Annotated in this window: 17 protein-coding genes; 3 read left to right on the forward strand and 14 right to left on the reverse strand. The window is 66.5% G+C overall.

Going from position 1 to position 21,616, the window contains the following annotated elements; all coding sequences use genetic code 11:
* Nucleotides 1-77: 77 nt before the first annotated feature.
* The 3 genes from AC3QL2_RS16750 to AC3QL2_RS16760 form a co-directional block, all read right to left on the reverse strand.
* Entirely contained in the window at nucleotides 78-746 is a 669-nt protein-coding gene (locus AC3QL2_RS16750) for a c-type cytochrome (protein ID WP_493235853.1), read from the reverse strand.
* Between the two features lie 151 nt (nucleotides 747-897).
* Nucleotides 898-2,568, reverse strand: a complete 1,671-nt coding sequence (locus AC3QL2_RS16755) for a pyrroloquinoline quinone-dependent dehydrogenase (protein ID WP_493235852.1) — start codon at nucleotides 2,566-2,568, stop codon at nucleotides 898-900.
* Between the two features lie 41 nt (nucleotides 2,569-2,609).
* The gene (locus AC3QL2_RS16760; protein WP_493235851.1) at nucleotides 2,610-3,758 is read right to left on the reverse strand and encodes a porin; all 1,149 of its coding nucleotides are present in this window, start codon (nucleotides 3,756-3,758) and stop codon (nucleotides 2,610-2,612) included.
* Between the two features lie 383 nt (nucleotides 3,759-4,141).
* Between AC3QL2_RS16760 and thiC the strand changes: the two genes are divergently transcribed.
* Nucleotides 4,142-6,058, forward strand: coding sequence for a phosphomethylpyrimidine synthase ThiC (gene thiC / locus AC3QL2_RS16765; protein WP_493235850.1), 1,917 nt, complete (start codon nucleotides 4,142-4,144; stop codon nucleotides 6,056-6,058).
* A 43-nt stretch (nucleotides 6,059-6,101) separates the two neighbouring features.
* On the opposite strand, the gene AC3QL2_RS16770 is transcribed toward thiC, so the two are convergent.
* From AC3QL2_RS16770 to AC3QL2_RS16785, 4 genes are all read right to left on the reverse strand, one after another.
* On the reverse strand, nucleotides 6,102-8,381 hold the full coding sequence (locus AC3QL2_RS16770; RefSeq protein WP_493235848.1) for an NADP-dependent malic enzyme: 2,280 nt from the start codon (nucleotides 8,379-8,381) through the stop codon (nucleotides 6,102-6,104).
* Nucleotides 8,382-8,526: 145 nt separating this feature from the next.
* Nucleotides 8,527-9,135 (reverse strand): L(+)-tartrate dehydratase subunit beta, encoded by a 609-nt coding sequence (ttdB, locus tag AC3QL2_RS16775; protein WP_493235847.1) that lies wholly within the window; start codon nucleotides 9,133-9,135, stop codon nucleotides 8,527-8,529.
* Nucleotides 9,132-10,031 (reverse strand): L(+)-tartrate dehydratase subunit alpha, encoded by a 900-nt coding sequence (gene ttdA, locus AC3QL2_RS16780; RefSeq protein ID WP_493235845.1) that lies wholly within the window; start codon nucleotides 10,029-10,031, stop codon nucleotides 9,132-9,134. The genes ttdB and ttdA overlap by 4 nt, the downstream gene beginning before the upstream one ends.
* Nucleotides 10,032-10,073: 42 nt before the next feature.
* Nucleotides 10,074-11,375 carry an MFS transporter gene (locus AC3QL2_RS16785; RefSeq protein ID WP_493235844.1) on the reverse strand — a complete coding sequence of 434 codons (1,302 nt, stop codon included), beginning with the start codon at nucleotides 11,373-11,375 and terminating at the stop codon, nucleotides 10,074-10,076.
* Nucleotides 11,376-11,558: 183 nt separating this feature from the next.
* Here AC3QL2_RS16785 and AC3QL2_RS16790 point away from each other — a divergent pair, with 183 nt between their 5' ends.
* A complete protein-coding gene (locus tag AC3QL2_RS16790; protein WP_493235843.1) occupies nucleotides 11,559-12,482 on the forward strand; it encodes a LysR family transcriptional regulator in 924 nt (307 codons plus the stop codon).
* Nucleotides 12,483-12,494: 12 nt separating this feature from the next.
* Here the strand turns inward: AC3QL2_RS16790 and AC3QL2_RS16795 are convergent, their stop codons facing one another.
* On the reverse strand, nucleotides 12,495-13,403 hold the full coding sequence (locus AC3QL2_RS16795; RefSeq protein WP_493235841.1) for a LysR family transcriptional regulator: 909 nt from the start codon (nucleotides 13,401-13,403) through the stop codon (nucleotides 12,495-12,497).
* Nucleotides 13,404-13,501: 98 nt separating this feature from the next.
* Between AC3QL2_RS16795 and AC3QL2_RS16800 the strand changes: the two genes are divergently transcribed.
* Nucleotides 13,502-14,590 (forward strand): tartrate dehydrogenase, encoded by a 1,089-nt coding sequence (locus tag AC3QL2_RS16800; protein WP_493235840.1) that lies wholly within the window; start codon nucleotides 13,502-13,504, stop codon nucleotides 14,588-14,590.
* Nucleotides 14,591-14,626: 36 nt separating this feature from the next.
* Here the strand turns inward: AC3QL2_RS16800 and AC3QL2_RS16805 are convergent, their stop codons facing one another.
* From AC3QL2_RS16805 to AC3QL2_RS16830, 6 genes are all read right to left on the reverse strand, one after another.
* Nucleotides 14,627-15,391, reverse strand: a complete 765-nt coding sequence (locus AC3QL2_RS16805) for a sulfite exporter TauE/SafE family protein (protein WP_493235839.1) — start codon at nucleotides 15,389-15,391, stop codon at nucleotides 14,627-14,629.
* Between the two features lie 114 nt (nucleotides 15,392-15,505).
* Nucleotides 15,506-16,801 (reverse strand): dicarboxylate/amino acid:cation symporter, encoded by a 1,296-nt coding sequence (locus AC3QL2_RS16810; RefSeq protein WP_493235837.1) that lies wholly within the window; start codon nucleotides 16,799-16,801, stop codon nucleotides 15,506-15,508.
* Between the two features lie 34 nt (nucleotides 16,802-16,835).
* Complete coding sequence (aspA, locus tag AC3QL2_RS16815; protein WP_493235835.1) at nucleotides 16,836-18,257, reverse strand: aspartate ammonia-lyase; 1,422 nt, start codon at nucleotides 18,255-18,257, stop codon at nucleotides 16,836-16,838.
* 220 nt (nucleotides 18,258-18,477) lie between these two features.
* The gene (locus AC3QL2_RS16820) at nucleotides 18,478-18,957 is read right to left on the reverse strand and encodes a c-type cytochrome (RefSeq protein WP_493235833.1); all 480 of its coding nucleotides are present in this window, start codon (nucleotides 18,955-18,957) and stop codon (nucleotides 18,478-18,480) included.
* Between the two features lie 32 nt (nucleotides 18,958-18,989).
* Nucleotides 18,990-19,778 (reverse strand): transporter substrate-binding domain-containing protein, encoded by a 789-nt coding sequence (locus tag AC3QL2_RS16825; RefSeq protein ID WP_493235832.1) that lies wholly within the window; start codon nucleotides 19,776-19,778, stop codon nucleotides 18,990-18,992.
* A 59-nt stretch (nucleotides 19,779-19,837) separates the two neighbouring features.
* The gene (locus AC3QL2_RS16830) at nucleotides 19,838-21,601 is read right to left on the reverse strand and encodes a PQQ-dependent dehydrogenase, methanol/ethanol family (RefSeq protein WP_493235831.1); all 1,764 of its coding nucleotides are present in this window, start codon (nucleotides 21,599-21,601) and stop codon (nucleotides 19,838-19,840) included.
* Nucleotides 21,602-21,616: the final 15 nt, after the last annotated feature.

Here is a 21,616-nt window from a genome sequence, read left to right on the forward strand (position 1 = left end):
GCGCAGAGCTCGAAAGGTGGAAAGTATCTTTCCGTTCCCGCCATGCCGGGGTCGAAAGGGCCGCTGCAGTTGCCCGCTTACGGTTGCTGCTTGCCCAGGTATTGCAGGTAGGCGACCAGTTCCCAGATCTGTTCTTCGGTGAAGGCGCCGCCCCACGGGGGCATCACGTCGGCGCCCTGGCGGCCTTTGGAGATGGTCTCGTAGGCCACTTCGGCGGGCAGGTCGGTACGGCCCTTGAAGTCGGGGGCGCGGCCGCCGACGCCTTCGAAGCCGTGGCAGTAGCCGGCGCAGGTTTTGGCGAAGCGGCGCTTGCCGGCGTCGATGCGGGCCTGCTCGTTGAGGTCGAAGGGAGCCAGCGGGCCGGTGGCGCGACCGGCGGGCGTGCCGGCGATGCGCTGCACGTAGGCGACGAGCTGGTCGATCTCCTTGGTTTCGAGCACGGTGCCCCATGGCGGCATGGCCTTGTCGCCGTGCTTGCCGTGGATGATGCGGTCGCGGATGCGTTCTTCGGTGAGATCGCTGCGGGAGGCCAGCTTGGGGCCGTAGCTGGCATTGGCGCCGCCGGGGGCCACGCCGGCGCCACCTGCACCGTGGCAGCTCACGCACAGCTTGTCGAAGCGGTTGTGGCCGGCGGCGACCAGGGCCTTGCCTTCGTCGGGCGGCGGGGCGACCGCGTGGGCGGCGGCAGACAGGGCGACGAGCAGGGCAGGGGCGAGCTGTCGGAGGCGGCGGCGGATGGATTGCATGATGGGGTCTCCGTTACGGGCTGTCTTATAGGATGCTGCGGCGGACTGAAATAAAAAGGGGTGTGGCGCCTGGAAGGTCTGCACCACACCCTAGGAACAGCACGGCGGGCCGCGTCCGGACCCGTCGTGCCGCGGAGCTCGTAAGGCGGGCTTACTCGAGGGTGAAGCCGATCAGCGCGGCACCGCCGGGCAGGTCCTTGATCTGCGGGAAGGCGCCGGACAGGAAGCCCGGGGCGTGGGAGCCGAGGCCGGTCGGGATCACGATGTACTGCTTGCCCTTGACGGAGTAGCTGACCGGGCCGCCGCGGGCGCCGGAGCCGGCGTTGAAGCGCCACAGTTCCTTGCCGTTGTCGGCGTCATAGGCATATAGGCGGCCTTCCATGTCGCCGGTGAACACCAGCCCGCCGGCGGTGGTCAGCACGCTGGAAAGGGGCGGCAGGTCGTAGTGGATGCTCCACTTGATCTTGCCGGTCAGCGGATCGCGGGCGTCGAGGCGGCCGTCCGGCTTCTTGCCGTTGGGCGGCGGCACCAGCTTGATCTCGTCGATGCCGAGGGACAGGGCCGAGATGGCGTTCAGGTTGGACGGGTCGTCCTTGCCGGAAACCACTTCGTTACACACTTCCATGGCGTGGGAGTACCACAGGCCGGTGCCCGGGTTGTAGGCGCCGTGGTTCCAGCTGCGCGCGCCGAGCAGGTTGGGGCACAGCAGCTCGCGCTTGCCGGGCTGCGGGCGGCGCGGCTCGATGAGGGCGCCGGTCTTCGGGTCGATACCCTTGGCCCAGTTCATGTTCTCGGCGAACTGCCAGACGTTCTCCAGCTTGCCGTCCTGCTTGTCCATCACGAAGACGAAGCCGCTCTTGTTGAGGTGGACGATCACGTCCTTGCCGTCCTTCTTGACCAGCAGAGCCTCGTAGGCGGCGTCGAAGTCCCAGGTGTCGTGGGGGATTTCCTGGCGGTGCCACTTGAGCTTGCCGGTCTTGGGGTCGAGGGCGAGCAGCGTGGAGGTGTACTTGTTGTCGCCTTCGCGGCCGGCGGTGTAGTAGTCGGGGGCGGCGTTGGAGGTGCCGATGTAGATGGTGTCGGTGCTCTCGTCGTAGGTGCCGGGCATCCACGCCGAGCCGCCGCCCACCTTGCCGCTGTCGCCGGGCCAGCTGGCCGGGTCGTTCTTGATGATGTCGAAGTTCCACACCGGTTTGCCGGTGTCGGCGTTCACCGCGTAGATCTTGCCGGCGATGGGCTGGTCGCCGCCGGTGGTGCCACCGAACAGCACGTCGCCGGCGAGCTGCGGCGGGGCCGAGAAGAGGGCGCCGTACTGGGTCTTCTGGTCGGTGAGCTGGGTGGACCACAGCTCCTTGCCGGTCTTTTGGTCGATGGCGATGAAGCGCCCGTCGAGCGTGCCGAGGAAGACCTTGCCGCGGCCGACCGTCACGCCGCGGCTGGCGGCGGCGTAGAAGACCTGCTTGGAGATGGCGGCCAGCTTGGGCTCGTAGTGCCACAGGGTCTTGCCGTTGCTGGCATCCACCGCCCACACGTTGTTGTTGGCCGACACGTAGTACAGGATGCCGTCGATGACGATGGGGGTGGCCTGCAGGCCGTGGGTGATGTTGCCCGGCTGGTGGATCCACGCCACCTTGAGCTTCTTCACGTTGGTCTTGTTGATCTGGGTGAGGGGGCTGAAGCGCCAGGCGTTGTAGCTGCGGTGGTACTGGGGCCAGTTGTCCGGGTCGGCGTAGCCGGGGCGGGTGTCGGCGGCCAGCGCGCTGCCGGCGATCAAGCCGGCGGCACCGAGGCAGGCGGCCAGGCGGATTTGGGCGATCTTCATGGTGTGGTCCTTGTGATCTTCTGGTGTGTCGGGGCGGGGGATCAGAACGTGAAGTTCAGGCCAACGTTGAGCAGCGTGGATTTGTTGCCCACGCTCGGAATGCCGGCGGCGACGATGCTGGTCTTGATGGTGGCGGCATCGCCCGCATCCACGTAGGCCATCTGAGCGTACAGGATGGTGTCGCTACGCAGCGAGTAGTCGTTGCTGATGACGATGTTGCGCGTGTGGTCGTCCTTGTTCATGCGGTCCTTGTTGTCGTAGTAGGCAAGGGTCGCGGTGTTCTTGGGATGCCACTTCCAGTCGGTGCCGACACCGATCGCGTTGACGTTGGAGACGTTGGCGCCGGTGCTGAGGGAATTGCGCGCGTTGAGGTAGTTGGCCTTGAAGGTGAAGTCGCCGAAGGGCACCGCGAAGCCGAGGCCGCCGTGGCGGACGTTGTCGTTGGCGGTGGATTGGTCCTTGATGACCTGGTAGGACGCCGACAGCACCACCGGGCCGGTGTAGGTGCCGCCCACCGCCCACACGCTGTTCTTGTCCAGGCTGCCGGCCTGGCCGCCGGGGGAATACAGCACGCCAAAGCTGTAGGGGCCGAGGGTGTTGCGGTACTGGATGGCGTTGCTGAAGAAGATGCCGACGTCGTTGTTGGTGTTGCGGTCGGTGCCCGGCGCGCCGTTGGTGGCGGCGTACTGGTTGTAGGCCCAGGCGTACAGGTTGGAGAACTGTTCCTTGAAGGCGCGCGGCTCGGTGCCGATGTGGGCCAGCAGGGCGGGGCCGTACTGGCGGCCGAAGGTCACGCTGCCCCAGTCGCCGCGCAGGCCCAGGTTGGCCTGGCGGCGGAAGAACGGGGTGCCGTTGCCCTGGGCGTCGCCGGTGCCGTGGAACTGGCCGTTGTTGGTGTCGAAGTGGGCTTCGAGGTTGAAGAAGCCTTCCAGGCCCTGGCCCAGGTCACGGTCCCCCTTGAAACCGATGATGGTCTGGCGCAGGCCGCTGGTTTCCATCGACGACTTGCTCTTGCCGTCGGTGCCGGTCTTGCTCTGGTAGAGCAGGCCGGCGTCGATGATGCCGTAGATCGCCACATTGGTTTCGGCCAGTGCGGGCAGGGCCAGACCGGCCACTGCGATGGCGATGGCGTGGCGCAGGATACGCGGGTTCTGCAGACGGCCCTTGGATGCGGATGAGTGCTGAATCATGAGTATGTCTCCTCGTTATTGTTCTTCCAGCTATTGCGCCGGAAGCATCCGGATTCCGCCGGCTTAATAGGCCGGTGGCGAGGAGGGAATTGCAATTTGTTTGCCAGGTCGCGTTTTTCCAATCCTGACGGGGAATTTGGGCGAAATGGGAAATGAAAGTCGAGACAGATGTCTCAATTGGCGGGGGGGGAATGGAGACAGGCGTCTCTTCTGTCTCCGCCGTCTCACGCCGATTTGGGGGCGGATTGGGCGCTTATTGGCGGGATGGGCGCTTTGCCAGGGCTGGCGCGGTGTGGCGTGGAATTTGCTGAAAGCCGTACTGGAAATGGCACGCCATTTATATAACGAGCATAGACCGAATTCCAATCCCCAAAGGAGCCTCCATGAACGCCAAAGAACAATTCCTCGCCGCGTCCGCCCACGTGGACGAAGCGGCCGTTGCGCCGCTGCCCAATTCCCGCAAAATCCACGTCGAAGGCAGCCGCCCGGACATCCAGGTGCCGATGCGCGAGATCACCCAGGCCGACACCCCCACCGGCTTCGGCGGCGAGAAGAACCCGCCGATCTTCGTCTACGACTGTTCCGGCCCCTACACCGACCCGAGCGCGAAGATCGACATCCGCTCCGGCCTGCCGGCCCTGCGCCAGGGCTGGATCGAAGAGCGCGGCGACACCGAAGTGCTGCCTGACCTGTCCTCCGAGTTCGGCCGCGCCCGCGCTGCCGATCCGAAACTCGACGAGCTGCGCTTCCCCGGCCTGCACCGCAAGCCGCGCCGTGCGCTGCCCGGCAAGAACGTCTCCCAGATGCACTACGCCCGTCAGGGCATCATCACGCCGGAGATGGAATTCGTCGCCATCCGCGAGAACGTGAATCGGGCCGCCTACCTGGCAAGCCTGCGTGCAACCGGCCCGCAGGGCGAGAAGATGGCCGCGCTCCTGACCCGCCAGCACAAGGGCCAGGACTTCGGCGCCGCCATCCCCGGCGAGATCACCCCCGAATTCGTGCGCTCCGAAGTCGCCCGCGGCCGCGCCATCATCCCCAACAACATCAACCACCCGGAAAGTGAGCCGATGATCATCGGCCGCAACTTCCTCGTGAAGATCAACGCCAACATCGGCAACTCGGCGCTCGGCTCCTCGATCAACGAGGAAGTGGACAAGATGACCTGGGCCACCCGCTGGGGCGGCGACACGGTGATGGACCTGTCCACCGGCAAGAACATCCACGAAACCCGCGAATGGATCATCCGTAACAGCCCGGTGCCGATCGGCACCGTGCCCATCTACCAGGCCCTGGAAAAGGTCGACGGCAAGGCCGAGGAGCTGACCTGGGAGATCTTCCGCGACACGCTGATCGAACAGGCCGAGCAGGGCGTCGACTACTTCACGATCCACGCCGGCGTGCTGCTGCGCTACATCCCGATGACCGCCAACCGCATGACCGGCATCGTCAGCCGCGGCGGCTCGATCATGGCCAAGTGGTGCCTGGCGCATCACAAGGAGAGCTTCCTCTACACGAACTTCGAGGAGATCTGCGAGATCATGAAGGCCTACGACGTGGCCTTCAGCCTCGGCGACGGCCTGCGCCCCGGCTCCATCTACGACGCCAACGACGCGGCGCAGCTCGGCGAGCTGGAAACCCTCGGGGAGCTGACCGACATCGCCTGGAAGCACGACGTGCAGACCATCATCGAAGGCCCGGGCCATGTGCCGATGCACCTGATCAAGGAGAACATGGACCTGCAGTTGAAGCACTGCAAGGAAGCCCCGTTCTACACCCTTGGCCCGCTGACCACCGATATCGCCCCCGGCTACGACCACATCACCAGCGGCATCGGCGCCGCGATGATCGGCTGGTACGGCACCGCCATGCTGTGCTACGTGACCCCCAAGGAGCACCTGGGCCTGCCGGACAAGAACGATGTGAAGGAAGGCATCATCACCTACAAGCTGGCCGCCCACGCCGCCGACCTCGCCAAGGGCCACCCGGGCGCGCAGATCCGCGACAACGCGCTGTCCAAGGCCCGTTACGAGTTCCGCTGGGACGACCAGTTCAACCTGGGCCTCGACCCGGACAAGGCCAAGAGCTTCCACGACGAAACGCTGCCGAAGGAATCGGCCAAGGTCGCCCACTTCTGCTCCATGTGCGGCCCGCACTTCTGCTCGATGAAGATCACCCAGGACGTGCGCGACTTCGCGGCGAAGCAGGGCATCGGTGAGGACGAGGCGCTCAGCAAGGGCATGGAAACCAAGGCCGTCGAGTTCGTGAAGAGCGGCGCGGAGATCTACCAGAAGGTGTAAGGCAGGAAGGCCCTGCGGGCTGCCCGCAGGGCCTCCGCTGTGCTCAGCCCGCTTCCACGACGGTCAGCGCCGTCATGTTGACGATCCGCCGGACGGTGGCGGTGGGCGTCAGGATGTTCACCGGCCGGGCCGTGCCGAGCAGGATGGGGCCGACGGTGAGGTTGTCGCCGGCGGCCACCTTCAGCAGGTTGAAGGCGATGTTGGCGGCGTCCAGCGTCGGCATCACCAGCAGGTTGGCCTGCCCCTTGAGGCGTGAGCTTGGGAAGGTGGCGAGGCGGATCTGCTCGTCCAGCGCCGCGTCGCCGTGCATCTCGCCTTCCACTTCGAGCTGCGGCGCGCGCTGCTCGAGGATGGCCAGGGTGTGGCGCATCTTCTTCGCGCTGGGCGTGTCGGCGGTGCCGAAGGTGGAGTGGGACAGTAGCGCCACCTTCGGCTCGATGCCGAAATTGCGCATTTCCTCGGCGGCCAGCAGCGTCATGTCGGCAAGCTGTTCGGCGGTCGGGTCGTAATTGACGTAGGTGTCGGCGATGAACACCGTGCGCCCCGGCAGCATCAAGAGGTTCATCGCCGCGTAGTTCGGCACACCAGGGCGGCGGCCGATGACGTTCTCGATGTACTCCCGGTGGGTTTCGTGGCGGCCCGAGGTGCCGCAGACGAGGCCGTCGGCGTAGCCCAGCTCGACCATCAGCGCGCCGAACAGGGTGGACCGGCGGCGCACCTCGCGGCGGGCATAGTCGGGCGACACGCCCTTGCGTTCCATCTTGCGGTGGTAGGCCTGCCAGAACTCGTCGAAATGGGCGCGGCCGAAGGCACTGTCGGCGCCGTCGATGAGCTCGAAGTCGGCGTGCTCGCGGATGCGCAGCCCGGCGGACTCGATGCGCTGCAGGATCTCCTCGCGCCTCCCGATCAGTAGCGGGCGGGCCAGGCCTTCGTCGCGGACCACCTGCACGGCGCGCAGCACGCGCTCGTCTTCGCCCTCGGCGAAGACGATGCGTTTTGGGGCGTTCTTGGCCTGGGTGAACACCGGCTTCATGATCAGGCCGGAGTGGTAGATGAAGGCGTTGAGGCGCTCCAGGTAGGCCGCCCAGTCGTTGATCGGCCGCGTCGCCACGCCGGAATCGACGGCGGCCTGGGCCACGGCCGGGGCGATCTTGACGATCAGGCGCGGGTCGAAGGGTTTGGGGATCAGGTATTCCGGGCCGAAGGCGGCGACCTTCTCGCCGTAGGCCGAGGCGACCACCTCCGATTGCTCGGCGCGGGCCAGCTCGGCGATGGCGCGTACGGCGGCCATCTTCATCTCCTCCGTGATCGTCGTCGCGCCCACGTCCAGCGCGCCGCGGAAGATGAACGGGAAGCACAGCACGTTATTGACCTGGTTCGGGTAGTCCGAGCGGCCGGTGCAGATGATCGCGTCGTCACGCACCGCCTTGACCTCTTCCGGCAGGATCTCAGGCGTCGGGTTGGCCAGCGCCATCACCAGCGGCCGGGCGGCCATCCGCGCGACCATTTCCGGCTTCAGCACGCCGCCGGCCGACAGGCCGAGGAACACGTCCGCACCTTCGATCACCTCGCCGAGGCCGCGCGCGCGGGTCTTCTTGGCGTAGCGCGCCTTGATCGGGTCCATCTCCTCGACACGGCCTTCATACACCACGCCCTTGATGTCGGTGACCCAGATGTTGTCCACCGGCGCGCCGAGCATCACCAGCAGGTCCAGGCAGGCGAGGGCCGCCGCGCCGGCGCCGGAGGTGACGATCTTGACTTCGCGGATGTCCTTGCCGATCAGGTGCAGGCCGTTGAGGATCGCCGCGCCGACGACGATGGCGGTGCCGTGCTGGTCGTCGTGGAAGACCGGGATCTTCATGCGCTCGCGCAGCTTCTGCTCGATGTAGAAGCACTCCGGTGCCTTGATGTCTTCCAGGTTGATGCCGCCAAAGGTCGGCTCCAGGGACGCGATGGTGTCGATCAGCTTGTCCGGGTCGAGTTCGTCGATCTCCAGGTCGAAGACATCGATGTTGGCGAACTTCTTGAACAGCACGCCCTTGCCTTCCATCACCGGCTTGGCGGCCAGCGGGCCGATGTTGCCGAGGCCGAGCACCGCGGTGCCGTTGGTGATGACGCCGACCAGATTGGCGCGGGCGGTGAGGGTGCTGGCCTCGGCCGGATCGGCGGCGATCTCGTCGCAGGCGTAGGCCACGCCGGGCGAGTAGGCGAGGGCCAGGTCGTACTGGTTGGTCAGTTGCTTGGTGGGGCTGACCGCGATCTTCCCCGGCCGGGGCTGGCGGTGGTAGTACAGCGCGGCGTCGCGCAGCTGCTTGGCGTCCATGTCGTGTCTCCGGAGCGTTCCTGGATATGCAGGCAAAACCTTCCCCCGCCGGCGCGTTTCCGGCCGGCCCTGCATGGTGTTCTTGTTGGGATTGGAGCGGGGAGGGGGCGGCGGCCGGTGAGAGGTCCGGCCGCCGCCGGGGGACTTACTTGATGAAGCTGAGCTGCTTGCTGATGCGTTCGAGGATCGGCTTCTTCTTCTCGTTGAAGCCGGCCTTGTTCTGGGAGATCAGGTTGTTGCCCTTGGTGTCGATGGAGATGATCAGCGGGCCGAATTCCCTGACGCGGTTGATCCACAGGGTCTCGGGCATGCCGAGGTCTTGCCATTCGGCGCCTTCGATCTCCTCGACCTGCGTCGCGGCCAGCACCGCGCAGCCGCCGGGGAAGATCGCATGCACGGCCTTGTTCTCCTGGCAGCCGGCGGCGGTCTCGGGGCCCATGCCGCCCTTGCCGACGATCAGCTTGACGCCGGTCTGCTTGATGAACTCGCGCTCGAACTTCTCCATGCGCATGCTGGTGGTCGGGCCGATGGAGACCATCTCGAAGTTGCCGTCATCCTTTTTGCGGACGATCGGGCCGGCGTGGAAGATCGCGCCGCCTTCCAGGTTCACCGGCAGTTCGCGGCCCTGCTCGATGAGGCGGCGGTGGGCCACGTCGCGGCAGGTCACCAGGCGGCCGGTCAGATAGACCACGTCGCCGACGTTGAGGTTTTCCAGGTCTTCGTCCTTGATGGGCGTGGTGAGGATCTTTTTCACAGCTCCACTCCTTCGTGGGAGATGATTTCGTAGGACATGTCGGCGTTGATGCGGATCTTGCCGCGGCGGTGGGCCCAGCAGCCGGTATTGACGGCGACGCCGATGGTCGAGGGGTGACGGGCGGACGATTCGATATTGACGCCCATCACGCTGTTGTTGCCGGTGAGGCCTTGCGGGCCGATGCCGATCTCGTTGAGGCCTTCTTCGAGCAGTTGCTCCATCAGCGCGGCGCGGGGGTTCTCGCTCTTCGAGTCGACCGGCCGCATGATCGCCAGCTTGGACAGGCGGGCGGCGGTCTCGACTGAGGTGGACACGCCGACGCCGACCAAGAGCGGCGGGCAGGCATTGACGCCGCGCTCGGTGATGACGTCCATCACGAACTCGGCCACGCCCTCGTAGCCCTGGCCCGGCATCAGCACCTTGGCGGCGCCGGGCAGCGTGCAGCCGCCGCCGGCCATGTAGACGTCGATGGTGCAGCTGTCCTTTTCAGGGACGATGCGCCAGTCGAGCCAGGGGATGTTGGTGCCGGTGTTGGTGCCGGTGTTCTTCTCGTCGAAGGTCTCCACTGCGTTGTGGCGCAGCGGGCCCATGCGGGTGGCTTCGGCGGTGGCTTCCTTGAGGATTTCTTCCAGTTCGCCGAGCAGCGGGAAATTGGCGCCGGCCTCGACGAAGTACTGGATCACGCCGGTGTCCTGGCAGCTCGGGCGGTTGAGCTTGTCGGCCGCCTCCTGGTTGCCGTGCATCGAGTCGTAGATCGACTTCGCGAGCGGGTTAGTTTCCATCGTGCGCAGTTCGGCCAGCTTGGCCTTGACGTCCTTGGGCAGACGCTTGCCGATGTAAGACGTGAATTTGGCCATGGTGTCCGTCAGGGACTGGACGGCGGCTTCCTTGTCCATGTGATGCTCCTTTGTGAATTCGTTTGGGGGGGGTGCGGCTTTTTAGTGGGCGGTCGCTTCGCTGGTTGCGACCTGCGGCTTCTGCGAACGGGACAGCAGCAGGGTGAGTACCGCGGACATGATCAGCAGGCCGGCCACGAAGTAGAGGCCGCCGCTGTAGCTGCCGGTCTGGTCCTTGACCCAGCCGATCATCGCCGGGCCGGCGAAGCCGCCCAGGTTGCCGATCGAGTTGATCGTGGCGATGCCGGTGGCGGCGGCGGCGCCGGACAGGAACATGGTCGGCATGCTCCACAGGGGCGGCTTGGCGCAGCTGATGCCGATATTGACCAGGGTCAGCGCGGCGATCAGGCCGACCACGCTGTTGGCGCCGGCGGCAACCACCAGGCCGACGGCGGCGGCGAGACAGGCCAGCACGACGTGCCAGGTACGCTCGCCGGTGCGGTCGGAGTGGCGCGACCACAGCACCATGGCGACCACCGAGACGATCGGCGGGATGGCGTTCAGGAAGCCGACGGTCATCGACGAGACGCCGAGCTGCTTGATGATCTGCGGCGCCCAGATGCCGAGGGTGTAGAGGCCGGCGGAGGTGCCGAAGTAGATCATCGCCAGGGCCAGCACGCGGGGGTTGGCCAGGCCGGCGATGATGCCGTGCTTGCCGTTGTCGCCCTTGCCGGCGTTCTCTTCGGCCATCGCCTTGACCAGCCAGGCACGCTCGTCATCCTTGAGCCACTTGGCCTGTTCGGGCTTGTCGGTCATGTAGAAGAAGACCACCACGCCGAGGATCAGGGCCGGGATGGCTTCGAGGACGAACATCCACTGCCAGCCGTGCATACCGCCGACGCCGTTCATTTCGAGCAGGGCCGCGGAAAGCGGCGAGCCGAGGGCGGTGGAGATCGGTGCCGCGGCCATGAAGAAGGCCGTGACGCCAGCGCGGTGGCGGGCCGGGAACCAGTAGCTGAGGTACAGGATGATGCCGGGGAAGAAACCCGCTTCGGCGGCGCCGAGCAGGAAGCGCATCACGTAGAAGCTGGTGGCGCCTTCGATGAAGGCCATGCCGCCGGAGATGATCCCCCAGGTGACCATCACCCGGGCGATCCACAGCCGGGCGCCGACCTTGTGCAGCACGATGTTGGAAGGCACTTCGCACAGGAAGTAGCCCCAGAAGAAGATGCCGGCGCCGAAGCCCAGCATCGACGCGGTGAAGCCCAGGTCTTCCTTCATGGTCAGCGCGGCAAAGCCGATATTGACCCGGTCGATGTAGGCGACGAAGTACAGCAGCATGATGAAAGGCACGATCCGCCAGCTGATCCGGCGCAGGGTGCGTTGTTCGATATCCGTAGCCACGAGAAGTCTCCTCCGTGTTGATTTGCGAATGTCAGGCGCTGTCTGCTGCAGCTTGTTCAAGCCTGCCGGGCCGTCCCGGGCGGGGCCTGTTCTCTGTGTGGTGTTGCCTGAGGAGAAGATTAATCACTTCATCAGAAAGATGAATCGAGCTAGACTTAAAACATCTTTACGAAAAACGTAATAATGAACGACGCCTCGGAACTCGCTTTCTTCTGTGCGCTGGTCAAGCTGGGCAGCATGGTGGCGGTGGCGCGGGAGCTGAACCTGACGCCGCCGTCGGTGTCGCGCCGCCTCGCGCAGATCGAGGAGCGGCTGGGCGTGCGCCTGCTCAACCGCACCACGCGGCGGCTCGGCCTGACCACCGAGGGCGAGGTCTATTTCACTCATGCGCAGCGCATCCTCGGCGAGATCGAGGAACTCGAACGGGTCATCTCGAGCAGCCGCGCCGCGCCGCGCGGGCAGCTGCGCGTGAATGCCCCGCTGGGCTTCGGACGTTCGTACATCGGACCCGCGATTTCCGGCTTCAACCGCAAGTACCCGGACGTGGAGGTCCAGCTCCAGCTGACGGACCGCCCGGTGGCGCTGCCCGACGACGCTACCGACGTGTCGATCCGCTTCGGCGAGATTCCCGATTCGCGCCTGATCGCCAAGAAGATCGCCGCCAACCGCCGCCTGCTGTGCGCTTCTCCTTCCTACCTTAGGTCAGCCGGCATCCCCACGCATCCCCAGGAACTGGCGCAGCACCAGTGCATCGTGCTGCGCCAGAACGAGTCCGCCTACGGCAGCTGGAAGCTGAGTCGCGGCAAGCAGACCGAGACTGTCAAGGTGCAGGGCAAGCTGAGCACCAACGATGGCGAAGTGGCCCTGAACTGGGCGTTGGAAGGGCACGGCATCCTGATGCGCGCCGAGTGGGACGTGGCGAAATACCTGCGCAGCGGTCGCCTGGAACAGGTGCTGGCCGACTGCGAGACGCCGTCCGCCGATGTTTACGCGGTGTACATGGAGCGCCTCAACCTGTCGGCCAAGGTCGCCTATTTCGTGGACTACCTGCGCGAATACCTCGCCCAGCACGCCGACCGGCCCGCGGAGAGCGGCCTCAACTGGTAGGCCCGTGCCGCCTCAGGTCGGCAGGCCGCTGCGGGCGAACCACTCGGCCAGGAATTCGACGCACAGCCTGAGCTTGGCCGACGCCGACAGGCGCGACGGATAGACCGCCCACACGTCGGCCGGCTGGACGTATTGCGGCAGCACCTGCACCAGCGCGCCGGTGTCCACGTCGCGCCCGACATCCCAGCCGGAGCGCAGGATGATGCCGTGGCCGTCGATGGCCCACTGGCGGACGATCTCCCCGTTGTTGGCCGACAGCGGGCCGCTCACCTTGACCGACGCCGGACCGTCGGGGCCGCTGAGGTCCCAGCGGCCGAAGTCCTGGTCGCGCTCGCGGATCGCGATGCAGCGGTGGGCCTTGAGATCGTCCAGCGTGCGGGGCGTGCCGAAGCCTTGCAGGTAGGCCGGCGCGGCGCACAGGATGCGCTGGTTGCGCGCGATGCAGCGCGTGATGAGATTGCCCTCGCGCACCTGGCCGACGCGAATGTCGAGCTGGAAGCCTTCCTCGACCAGGTCCACGGCCCGGTCCAGCAGTTCCACCTGGATCTCGAGTTCGGGGTAGCGCCGCGCCAGCTCGGACAGGGCCGGCGCCAGCCGGTTGCGGCCGAAGCCGGTGCTGCTGCAGATGCGCAGCAGGCCCCGTGGCACGGCCTTCTCGCTGCTCAGCGCTTCGCCCATCAGGTCCACATCCTCGAGGATGCGCTGGGCCCACTGGTGCACGATCTCCCCCTGGGCGGTCAAGGAGATCTGCCGCGTGGTCCGGTGCAGCAGTTTTTCCTGCAGCGCCGCTTCGAGCATTGCGATGCGCTTGCTGACGGCCGCCTTGGACAGCCCCAGCTCGCGGGATGTGGCAGCGAAGCTGCGCTGGCGCACGACCATGCAGAACACGCGAAGATCGTCCAGCTGGGCTTTACTGTTCACGATGTGTGGTCACTGGATTTACGAGAGTGGTGATTGTAAATACTTCGTGCGCCAGTAATCTGCCGGTTCCGCATTCACACCACAACGTGGAGACGCCCATGAAACACCGCATCGCAGTCATCGCCGGCGACGGCATCGGCAAGGAAGTCATGCCCGAGGGCCTGCGCGCCCTTGAGGTGGCGCAGCGCAAGTTCGGCCTCGAACTGGAATTCACCACCTTCGAATGGGCCAACTGCGACTACTACCTGCAGCACGGCAAGATGATGCCGGACGACTGGTTCGAGCAGCTGAAGGGTTTCGACGCGATCTATTTCGGCGCGGTCGGCTGGCCGGCGACGGTGCCCGACCACATCTCCCTGTGGGGTTCGCTGATCAAGTTCCGGCGCGACTTCGACCAGTACGCCAACGTGCGGCCGGTCCGCCTGATGCCGGGCATTCCGTGCCCGCTGGCCAACCGCAAGGTCGGCGACATCGACTTCTTCGTGATCCGCGAGAACACCGAGGGCGAGTATTCGTCGGTCGGCGGGCGGATCTTCGAAGGCACCGAGCGGGAGACGGTGGTCCAGGAATCGATCTTCACGCGCAAGGGCGTGGACCGCATCCTCAAGTTCGCCTTCGACCTGGCCCAGACGCGCCCCAAGAAGCACGTGACCTCCGCCACCAAGTCGAACGGCATCGCCATCAGCATGCCCTACTGGGACGAGCGCCTCGAAGCGATGGCCGGCCAGTACCCGGATGTGCGCTGGGACAAGTACCACATCGACATCCTGACCGCGCGCTTCGTGCTGAGCCCGGAGCGCTTCGACGTGGTGGTGGCCTCCAACCTGTTCGGCGACATCCTGTCCGACCTCGGCCCGGCATGTACCGGCACCATCGGCATCGCGCCGTCGGCCAACCTCAACCCGGAGCGGACCTTCCCGTCGCTGTTCGAGCCGGTGCATGGCTCGGCGCCGGACATCTACGGCCAGGGCATCGCCAACCCGGTCGCCATGATCTGGTCCGGCGCAATGATGCTCGACTTCCTCGGTAACGGCGACGCCCGCTACAAGGCCGCCCACGACGGGATCATGCAGGCCATCGAGCACGTCCTCGTCCATGGGCCGCGCACCCCGGACATGGGTGGCCAGGCCACGACGGCCGAACTTGGTGCGGCGGTCGCCGCGACGTTGCAGGGGCTGGTGGCCTGAGGTTCCGGCCTCTCGAAGAAAGGCGGGCTGGGGGGCTCAAAGCCCCTGGATCATCTCCCAGCCCAGCTTGCCGATCAGCACCGTTACCACCGCCAGGAAGGCCTTGCGGACGAAGCCGCTGCCGTGGCGAACGGCCAGTCGCGTGCCGACCTGGGCGCCGGCCAGGTTGCACACCGCCATCGTCAGCCCGATGCCCCACAGCAGCGGACCGTGGCTGGCGAAGAAGGCGATGGCGGACAGGTTGGTGGCGACGTTGACCAGCTTGGCGCTGGCCGAGGCGCGCAGGAAGTCCATGCCGAACAGGCGCACGAAGCCGAAGATCAGGAAGCTGCCGGTGCCGGGGCCGAAGAAGCCGTCGTAGAAGCCGATCACGGCGCCAAAGGCGGCGGCGCGCCAGCGGTCGGACGGGCGCAGTTCGCGCGTCGGTGCCTGGCCGAGTTCCTTGCGGCGGAAGGTGTAGATGGCCACCGCCAGCATCAGCACCATCACCAGCGGGCGCATCGCCTCGCGGGGCAGCCAGGCCACCACCGCGGCGCCGAGCCAGGCGCCGGCCAACGCGGCCAGCGCCGCCGGCAGCACGACGAACCACGGGATCCGCACCGTCCGCGCGTACTGCCACAGGGAGGCGCCGGTGCCGGCGATGCTCGACAGCTTGTTGGTGCCGAACAGGGTCGGGATGGCGACCTGCGGAAAGTGACCGAGCAGGACCGGGATCTGGATCAAGCCGCCGCCGCCGACGACGGCATCGACCGCACCGGCGAAGAAGGCCACGCTGCCGAGCAGCAGGAGTTCGAGGGACATGGGGAAGGCGATTTCCGTTGGGGCGAAATCATGCGTCCTCCTGGCGGATCTTGTGGCCGAGGGCGAATGAGTTCGCCCCCGCAAGGGGGGCGAGTTTCGGGGGACGAAGGTGGATCAGGCTACGGAGGGGGCTTCGTCCACCGGCAGGGCTTCATCTTCGTCGTCGAAGGCGGTATTGACCGGGACGATGGCGTTTTCCCATTTGGCGACGACGCTGGTGGCGATGGCGTTGCCGAGCACGTTGGTCACGGTGCGGCCCATGTCGAGGAAGTGGTCGATGCCCAGCACCAGCAGCAGGCCGGCTTCCGGCAGGTTGAACATCGGCAGCACGGCGGCAACGACGACCAGCGAGGCGCGCGGCACGCCGGCGATGCCCTTGGAGGACACCATCAGCACCAGCAGCATGGTGATCTGCGTGGTCAGGCTCATCTCGATGCCGTAGGCCTGGGCCACGAACAGCGCGGCGAAGGTGGTGTAAATCATCGAGCCGTCGAGGTTGAAGGAGTAGCCCAGCGGCAGCACGAAGCTGGTGACGCGGTTCTTGATGCCGAACTTCTCAAGTTGCTCCATCAGTTTCGGGTAAGCCGATTCGCTGGAGGCGGTGGAGAAGCCAAGCAGCATCGGGCCGCGGATCAGCTTGAGCAGGCGGAAGATGTCCTTGCCGAGCACGAAGTAGCCGGCAGCGATCAGCACGACCCACAGGGCGGCGAGCGCGGTGTAGAAGCTGAGCAGCAGCTTGCCGAAGACGAACAGCATACCCAGACCGTTGGTCGTGATGATGCCGGCGACGGCGCCGAAGACACCGACCGGGGCGAAGCGCATCACGTAGTCGGTGACCTTGAGCATCACATGGACGACTTCTTCCATCGTGCACACCAGGCTGCGTGCCGTCTGGCTATGCAGGTGGCCGAGGGCGGTGCCAAAGAACACGGCGAAGACCAGGATCTGCAGGATTTCATTGGCCGCCATTGCTTCGAAGATGTTCTTCGGGAAGACGTGGGTGATGAAGTCCTTCAGGTTCAGCGCGCCGGTCTTCAGATTGGTGGCGGTGCCGGCTTCCGGTAGCGGCACCGCGAGCGAGGCGCCCGGCTGCAGCAGGTTGGCGAACAGCAGGCCGAGCAGCAGCGAACAGAACGAGGCGCCGACGAACCAGCCGAGGGCCTTGAGGCCGATGCGGCCGACCGTCTTGGTGTCGCCCATGCCGGCCAGGCCGGCAACCAGGGTCGCGAAGACCAGCGGGGCGATGATCATCTTGATCAGGCGCAGGAAGACGTCGGTCAGGATGCCGAAGTAGGAGGCGATTTCCTTGGCCTGGGCGGGGGTGGCGGCCAGCGTGTTGCAGGCGTAGCCGACAATGATGCCGAGCACCAGGGCGATCCCGATCAGGGTCGTCAGCCGGTTCATTTTCATGGTGTTCTCCTTGTTTCCAGAAATGGAGGGCTGCTCAGGCGGCCCGGGTCGGGATCATTTGCGGCTTGGTCAGTATTTCCGGGCGCAGCACCTCGGCCAGCTGCTCGGCGTTCATCAGCTGGCGCGCGAGCACGATCTCGGCGACGCCCTTGCCGGTGGCGTGGGCTTCGGCGGCCACGTCGGTGGCGTTGGCGTAGCCGATGTAGGGGTTCAGCGCGGTGACGATGCCGATGGAGCGTTCGACGCTGGCGCGCAGGGCGTCCCGGTTGGCGGTGATGCCATCCACGCACAGGTCGGCCAGCGTGGTGCAGCCGCGGGACAGGTGCAGCACGCTCTTGAACAGGCTATGGGCGATGATCGGCTCGAAGGCGTTGAGCTGCAGTTGGCCGGCTTCGGCGGCGAAGGTGACGGTCATGTCGTTGCCGATGACTTCGAAGGCGATCTGGTTCACCACTTCCGGAATCACCGGGTTGACCTTGCCCGGCATGATCGAGGAGCCGGCCTGGCGGGCCGGCAGGTTGATCTCGCAGAAGCCGGCGCGGGGGCCGGAGGACAGCAGGCGCAGGTCGTTGCAGACCTTGGACAGCTTGGCGGCGACGCGCTTGAGCACGCCGGACAGCTGGATGAAGGAACCACAGTCCTGGGTGGCTTCGATGAGGTTGGGGGCGGTGACCACCGGGATGCCGCTGACTTCGACCAGACGGCGGCACACCAGGCCGGCGTAGTCCGGGTGGGCGTTGATGCCGGTGCCGATGGCGGTGGCGCCGAGGTTGATCTCGCGGATCAGCAGCGCGGCTTCCTTCAGGCGCTCCTCGTCCTCGCCCAGCATGGTGGCGTAGGTGGAGAACTCCTGGCCGAGGGTCATCGGCACCGCGTCCTGCAACTGGGTGCGGCCCATCTTCAACACGTCGGCGAATTCGTCAGCCTTGCGCTCGAAGGCGAAGCGCAAGTGGGCCATGGCGTCCACCAGGCGGAAGATGCCGACGTAGGTGGCCAGCTTGAGGGCGGTGGGATACACGTCATTGGTGGACTGGCTCATGTTGACGTGTTCGTTGGGGTGCAGGAACAGGTACTCCCCGCGCCGGTGGCCCATGATCTCCAGCGCGCGGTTGGCGATCACCTCGTTGGCGTTCATGTTGGTGGAGGTGCCGGCGCCGCCCTGGATGACGTCCACCACGAAGTGGTCGTGGTACTGGCCGGCGATCACTTCGCGGCAGGCCTTGACGATGGCCTCGGTGCGCTCGCTGTCGAGCAGGCCCAGCTCCTGGTTGGCCTGGGCGGCGGCGAGCTTGATCTGGGCGAGGGCGCGCACCAGATCGGGATAGGCGGCGATGGAGATGCCGCTGATGTTGAAGTTCTCCAGGGCCCGCAGGGTGTGCACGCCGTAGTAGGCGGCGGTGGGAACCTGGCGGTCGCCGAGCAGGTCGTGCTCCGTGCGGTAGATCGGGGTGGTCATCGTGTCTCCAGTGCTTTTGAATGTGATTTGGCGGGCCCTTGGAGAGGCCGTCGTGCCCATTCATTTGCAGGAGCTGTGCCACCGCCCGGAGCTCGATCCGGGTTTTTATCGATCTGTTTTTAAAGGGTTTTGTTTTCTCCGGTTACGTGGGCGTTCGGATTTCCGGAAAAGGGCCTGGAAAGGCGTCCGGAAATCCGAACGGTGCGGCGGGCGAGAGGGCTCAGTACCAGTTCGAATCGTCGTCGTCGGTCGCCTTGCGGGCGGCGGCCTTCACGCGGACGGCCTCTTCGCGCAGGAAGGTGACGATCTGCCAGATCTCCTCCTCGCCGAGGGCCATGCCGAAGGAGCCCATCTGGGTGTTGGGGCGGCCCTTGGAGATGGTGTCGAACATGAATTTGTCGGAGTTGGGGCCGCCGGGGGCCCAGGCGCCGCGCACGAGCTGCGGGCACTTGCCGCCGTGGCCGCGGGTGTTGTGGCACTGCTGGCAGTTGCGGCCGAAGAGCTCCTCGCCCTTGCGGGCGGCCTCGGCGCTGCCGGCGAGGGGATTGGCCGACGCAGTGGCGGGCGCACCGCCGGCCGGCGTCACGCCGAAGGCGTGGGCCAGGCCGCTGAGCCCGAGGGCGAGGCACAGGCCGATGGCGGAGGCCCGTTGCCGGACGGCACGGGCGGTGAGGGACGTGGGGGAGGTGGCGTGTTTCATGGTTCTCTGGTGTGGGGATCGTTGGAGTTTGATCACGGCGCCAGGCCGTGGGCCCTCAGGATGGCGGCGAGGCGGCCGTCGCTGCGCAGGCTGTCCACCGCGGCATTGACGTCGGCCAGCAGGGCCGGGGCGCCACGGCGCAGCGCGAAGACAAAGTGGGTGCGGCCGGCGTCGGGCAGCGCCAGCCCGTCCATCGTCGGTGCCTTGCCCAGCCGCCGGGCCTCGGCGAGGGCCGGCTGCCACAGTGCGGCGGCGTCCACGCTGCCGTCGGCGAGGGCTGCGAGGAGTGCGCCGTTGTTGCCGTAGGGCACCCGGTGCAGGTGCTGCTGGAACAGGTACAGATCGGCCGGCGTGGCGGTGACCACGCCGATCCGGCCGAGCCGGCGGGCATCGTCGAGGTTGCGCACCGGGGTGCGGGCGCCGACCAGCACGTAGCCGGTTTCCAGGTAGGGGGTGCTGGCCGCCAAGTGCTTCTCGGCCAGCTCCTCGTTGGGCCCGCCGCTTTCCGGGATGCCGGAGAACAGCGCGCAGGCATCGCCGGCCAGGTTCTGCGCGAGGGCCTTGCCGAGGCCGCCACGGTTCGGGATGGTTACCCACTGCAGGCGGACTTCCCGACCGAGCTGCGCGGCGACGGCGCGGGCCAGTTCGGCGTCGATGCCGCCGTCCGGCAGGCTGCTGGCCGAGAACGGGGGGTTGGCTTCGGCGAGGCAGACGGTCAGCGGGCCGCCGCCTGATTCTGCCGGGGGCGGCGCGCTGTTGGTCGGCTGGCCGTGGGCGAGCAGGGCCAGCAAGGCGCCGCAAAGGCGTGTGCGCTGTGTCATGGATCGCTCCGTGGGCGCGGCCGCATTTCGGCCGCCGCGCCCGTCGCTAGGGCAGGGGGTTAGCGGTACTGGGGCGTGAGGGCGAAAACCATCATGCCGCCGCCGCGGTTCTGGTGCTTGAACAGCTCACCGTACACCAGCGGCCACAGGCTGCCGCCGCCGGGGCCGTAGACGATGGCCACGTACTGCTGGCCGTTTACGTTGAAGGTGGTCGGGTTGCCGTGGATGCCGGTGCCGACGTTGAAGCGCCACAGGGTTTCGCCGGTGTCGTCGCGCATCGCCGAGAAGTAGCCTTCGGCGTCGCCGGAGAAGACCAGCCCGCCGGCGGTGGCGAGCAGGCCGCTGGTGGCCGGCGTGCTCTGCGGGCGGGACCATGCCAGCTTGCCGGTGGTGGCGTCGAAGGCCTTCACGCCGCCGGTGTAGGGGTTGGCCTTGAGGACCTTGGACGACAGGAACCACTCGCCCTGCTTCCATTCCATCTTCTTGGCCTGGATGTCCATCGAGCTGTCGATGTAGGGCACGTAGAGCAGCTTGGTGAGCGGGCTGTAGGCCGCCGGGTGCCATTCCTTGCCGCCGTCGAGGATGGGGGCGACGTCGGTGGCGACCTTGTCGTAGCCGGGCACCTTGTCCGGATTGACGATCGGGCGACAGTTGCCCTGGAAGCCGGTGACCCAGTTCACGCGGGCGATCGGCACCACCCAGTTGCACTTGCCGCTGTCCCGGTTGATGGAATAGACGTGGCCGTTGCGGTCGGCATGCAGCCACACCTTGCGGCCCTGGTCGTCGTCCACCAGGATGGTCTCGTTGTTGCCGTCGTAATCCCAGGAGTCGTTGGGGGTGTACTGGAAGTGGTGCTTGATCTTGCCGGTGGCGGCATCGAGGGCCAGCGTGGAGTTGCTGTACAGGTTGTCGCCGGCGCGCACGCGGGGGTCGAAGTCTGGCGAGGGGTTGCCGACGCCCCAGAAGATGGTCTTGGTCTTGGGGTCGTAGTTGCCGGTCAGCCAGGCGGAGGCGCCGCCGGTCTTCCACGAGTCGTTGGCCCAGGTCTTGGCGGCGGGGTCGTTGGCGCTGGTCGGGCGGGTGGTGGTCTGCCACACGGTCTTGCCGGTGTCCGGGTCGAGGGCTGTGATCTTGCCGACGTTGCCGCCCACGTCGGAGCCGGAGTTGCCGACTACGATCAGGCCGTTGGCGACCAGCGGCATCGATGTGTAGATCTCGCCGGTGCGGTAGTCGCCGAGCGCGACGTCCCACAGCACGCGGCCGGTGGTGTTATCGAGGGCGACCACGTGGCTGTCGAGGGTCGCCATATAGACCATGTTCTTGAACACCGCGACGCCGCGGTTGACGGCCTCGCAGCACAGGCGCGGGCCGATGTCGCCGGGCAGCGGGTGCTCGTACTTCCACAGCATGCGGCCGCTCTCGCCGTCGAGGGAGAAGACCTTGTTCTGGCTGGCGGTCACGTAGATGCGGCCGTTGACGACAGTGGTCTGGCTGTCCTGGGCGTCGTTCACGCCGAAGGACAGGTTCCACTTGGGCACCAGCCGCACGACGTTGTCGCGGGTGATCTGGTGCAACTGGCTGAAGCGCGTGGCCTGGTAGTCCTTGCCGTAGTGCAGCCAGTTGTTGGCGTCCTTGTCGGCGTTGATCAGCATGTCCTCGGACACGTAGTTGGGGCGCCACTTGAAGCCGGCTTCCAGGACGTCGACGCCGAGGGGCGGCTCCGGATCGGCAGGGGCCGCGTCGGCCGCCAGGGCGCCGGTGGCGAACAGGGTCGCCAGCGAGGCGGCCAGTACGGACCTGGAAATGCGTTGGGTTTTTCTCATCGTTTTGTCTCCCGC

The organism is Zoogloea sp. GW822-FHT05C07 (assembly GCF_058800215.1).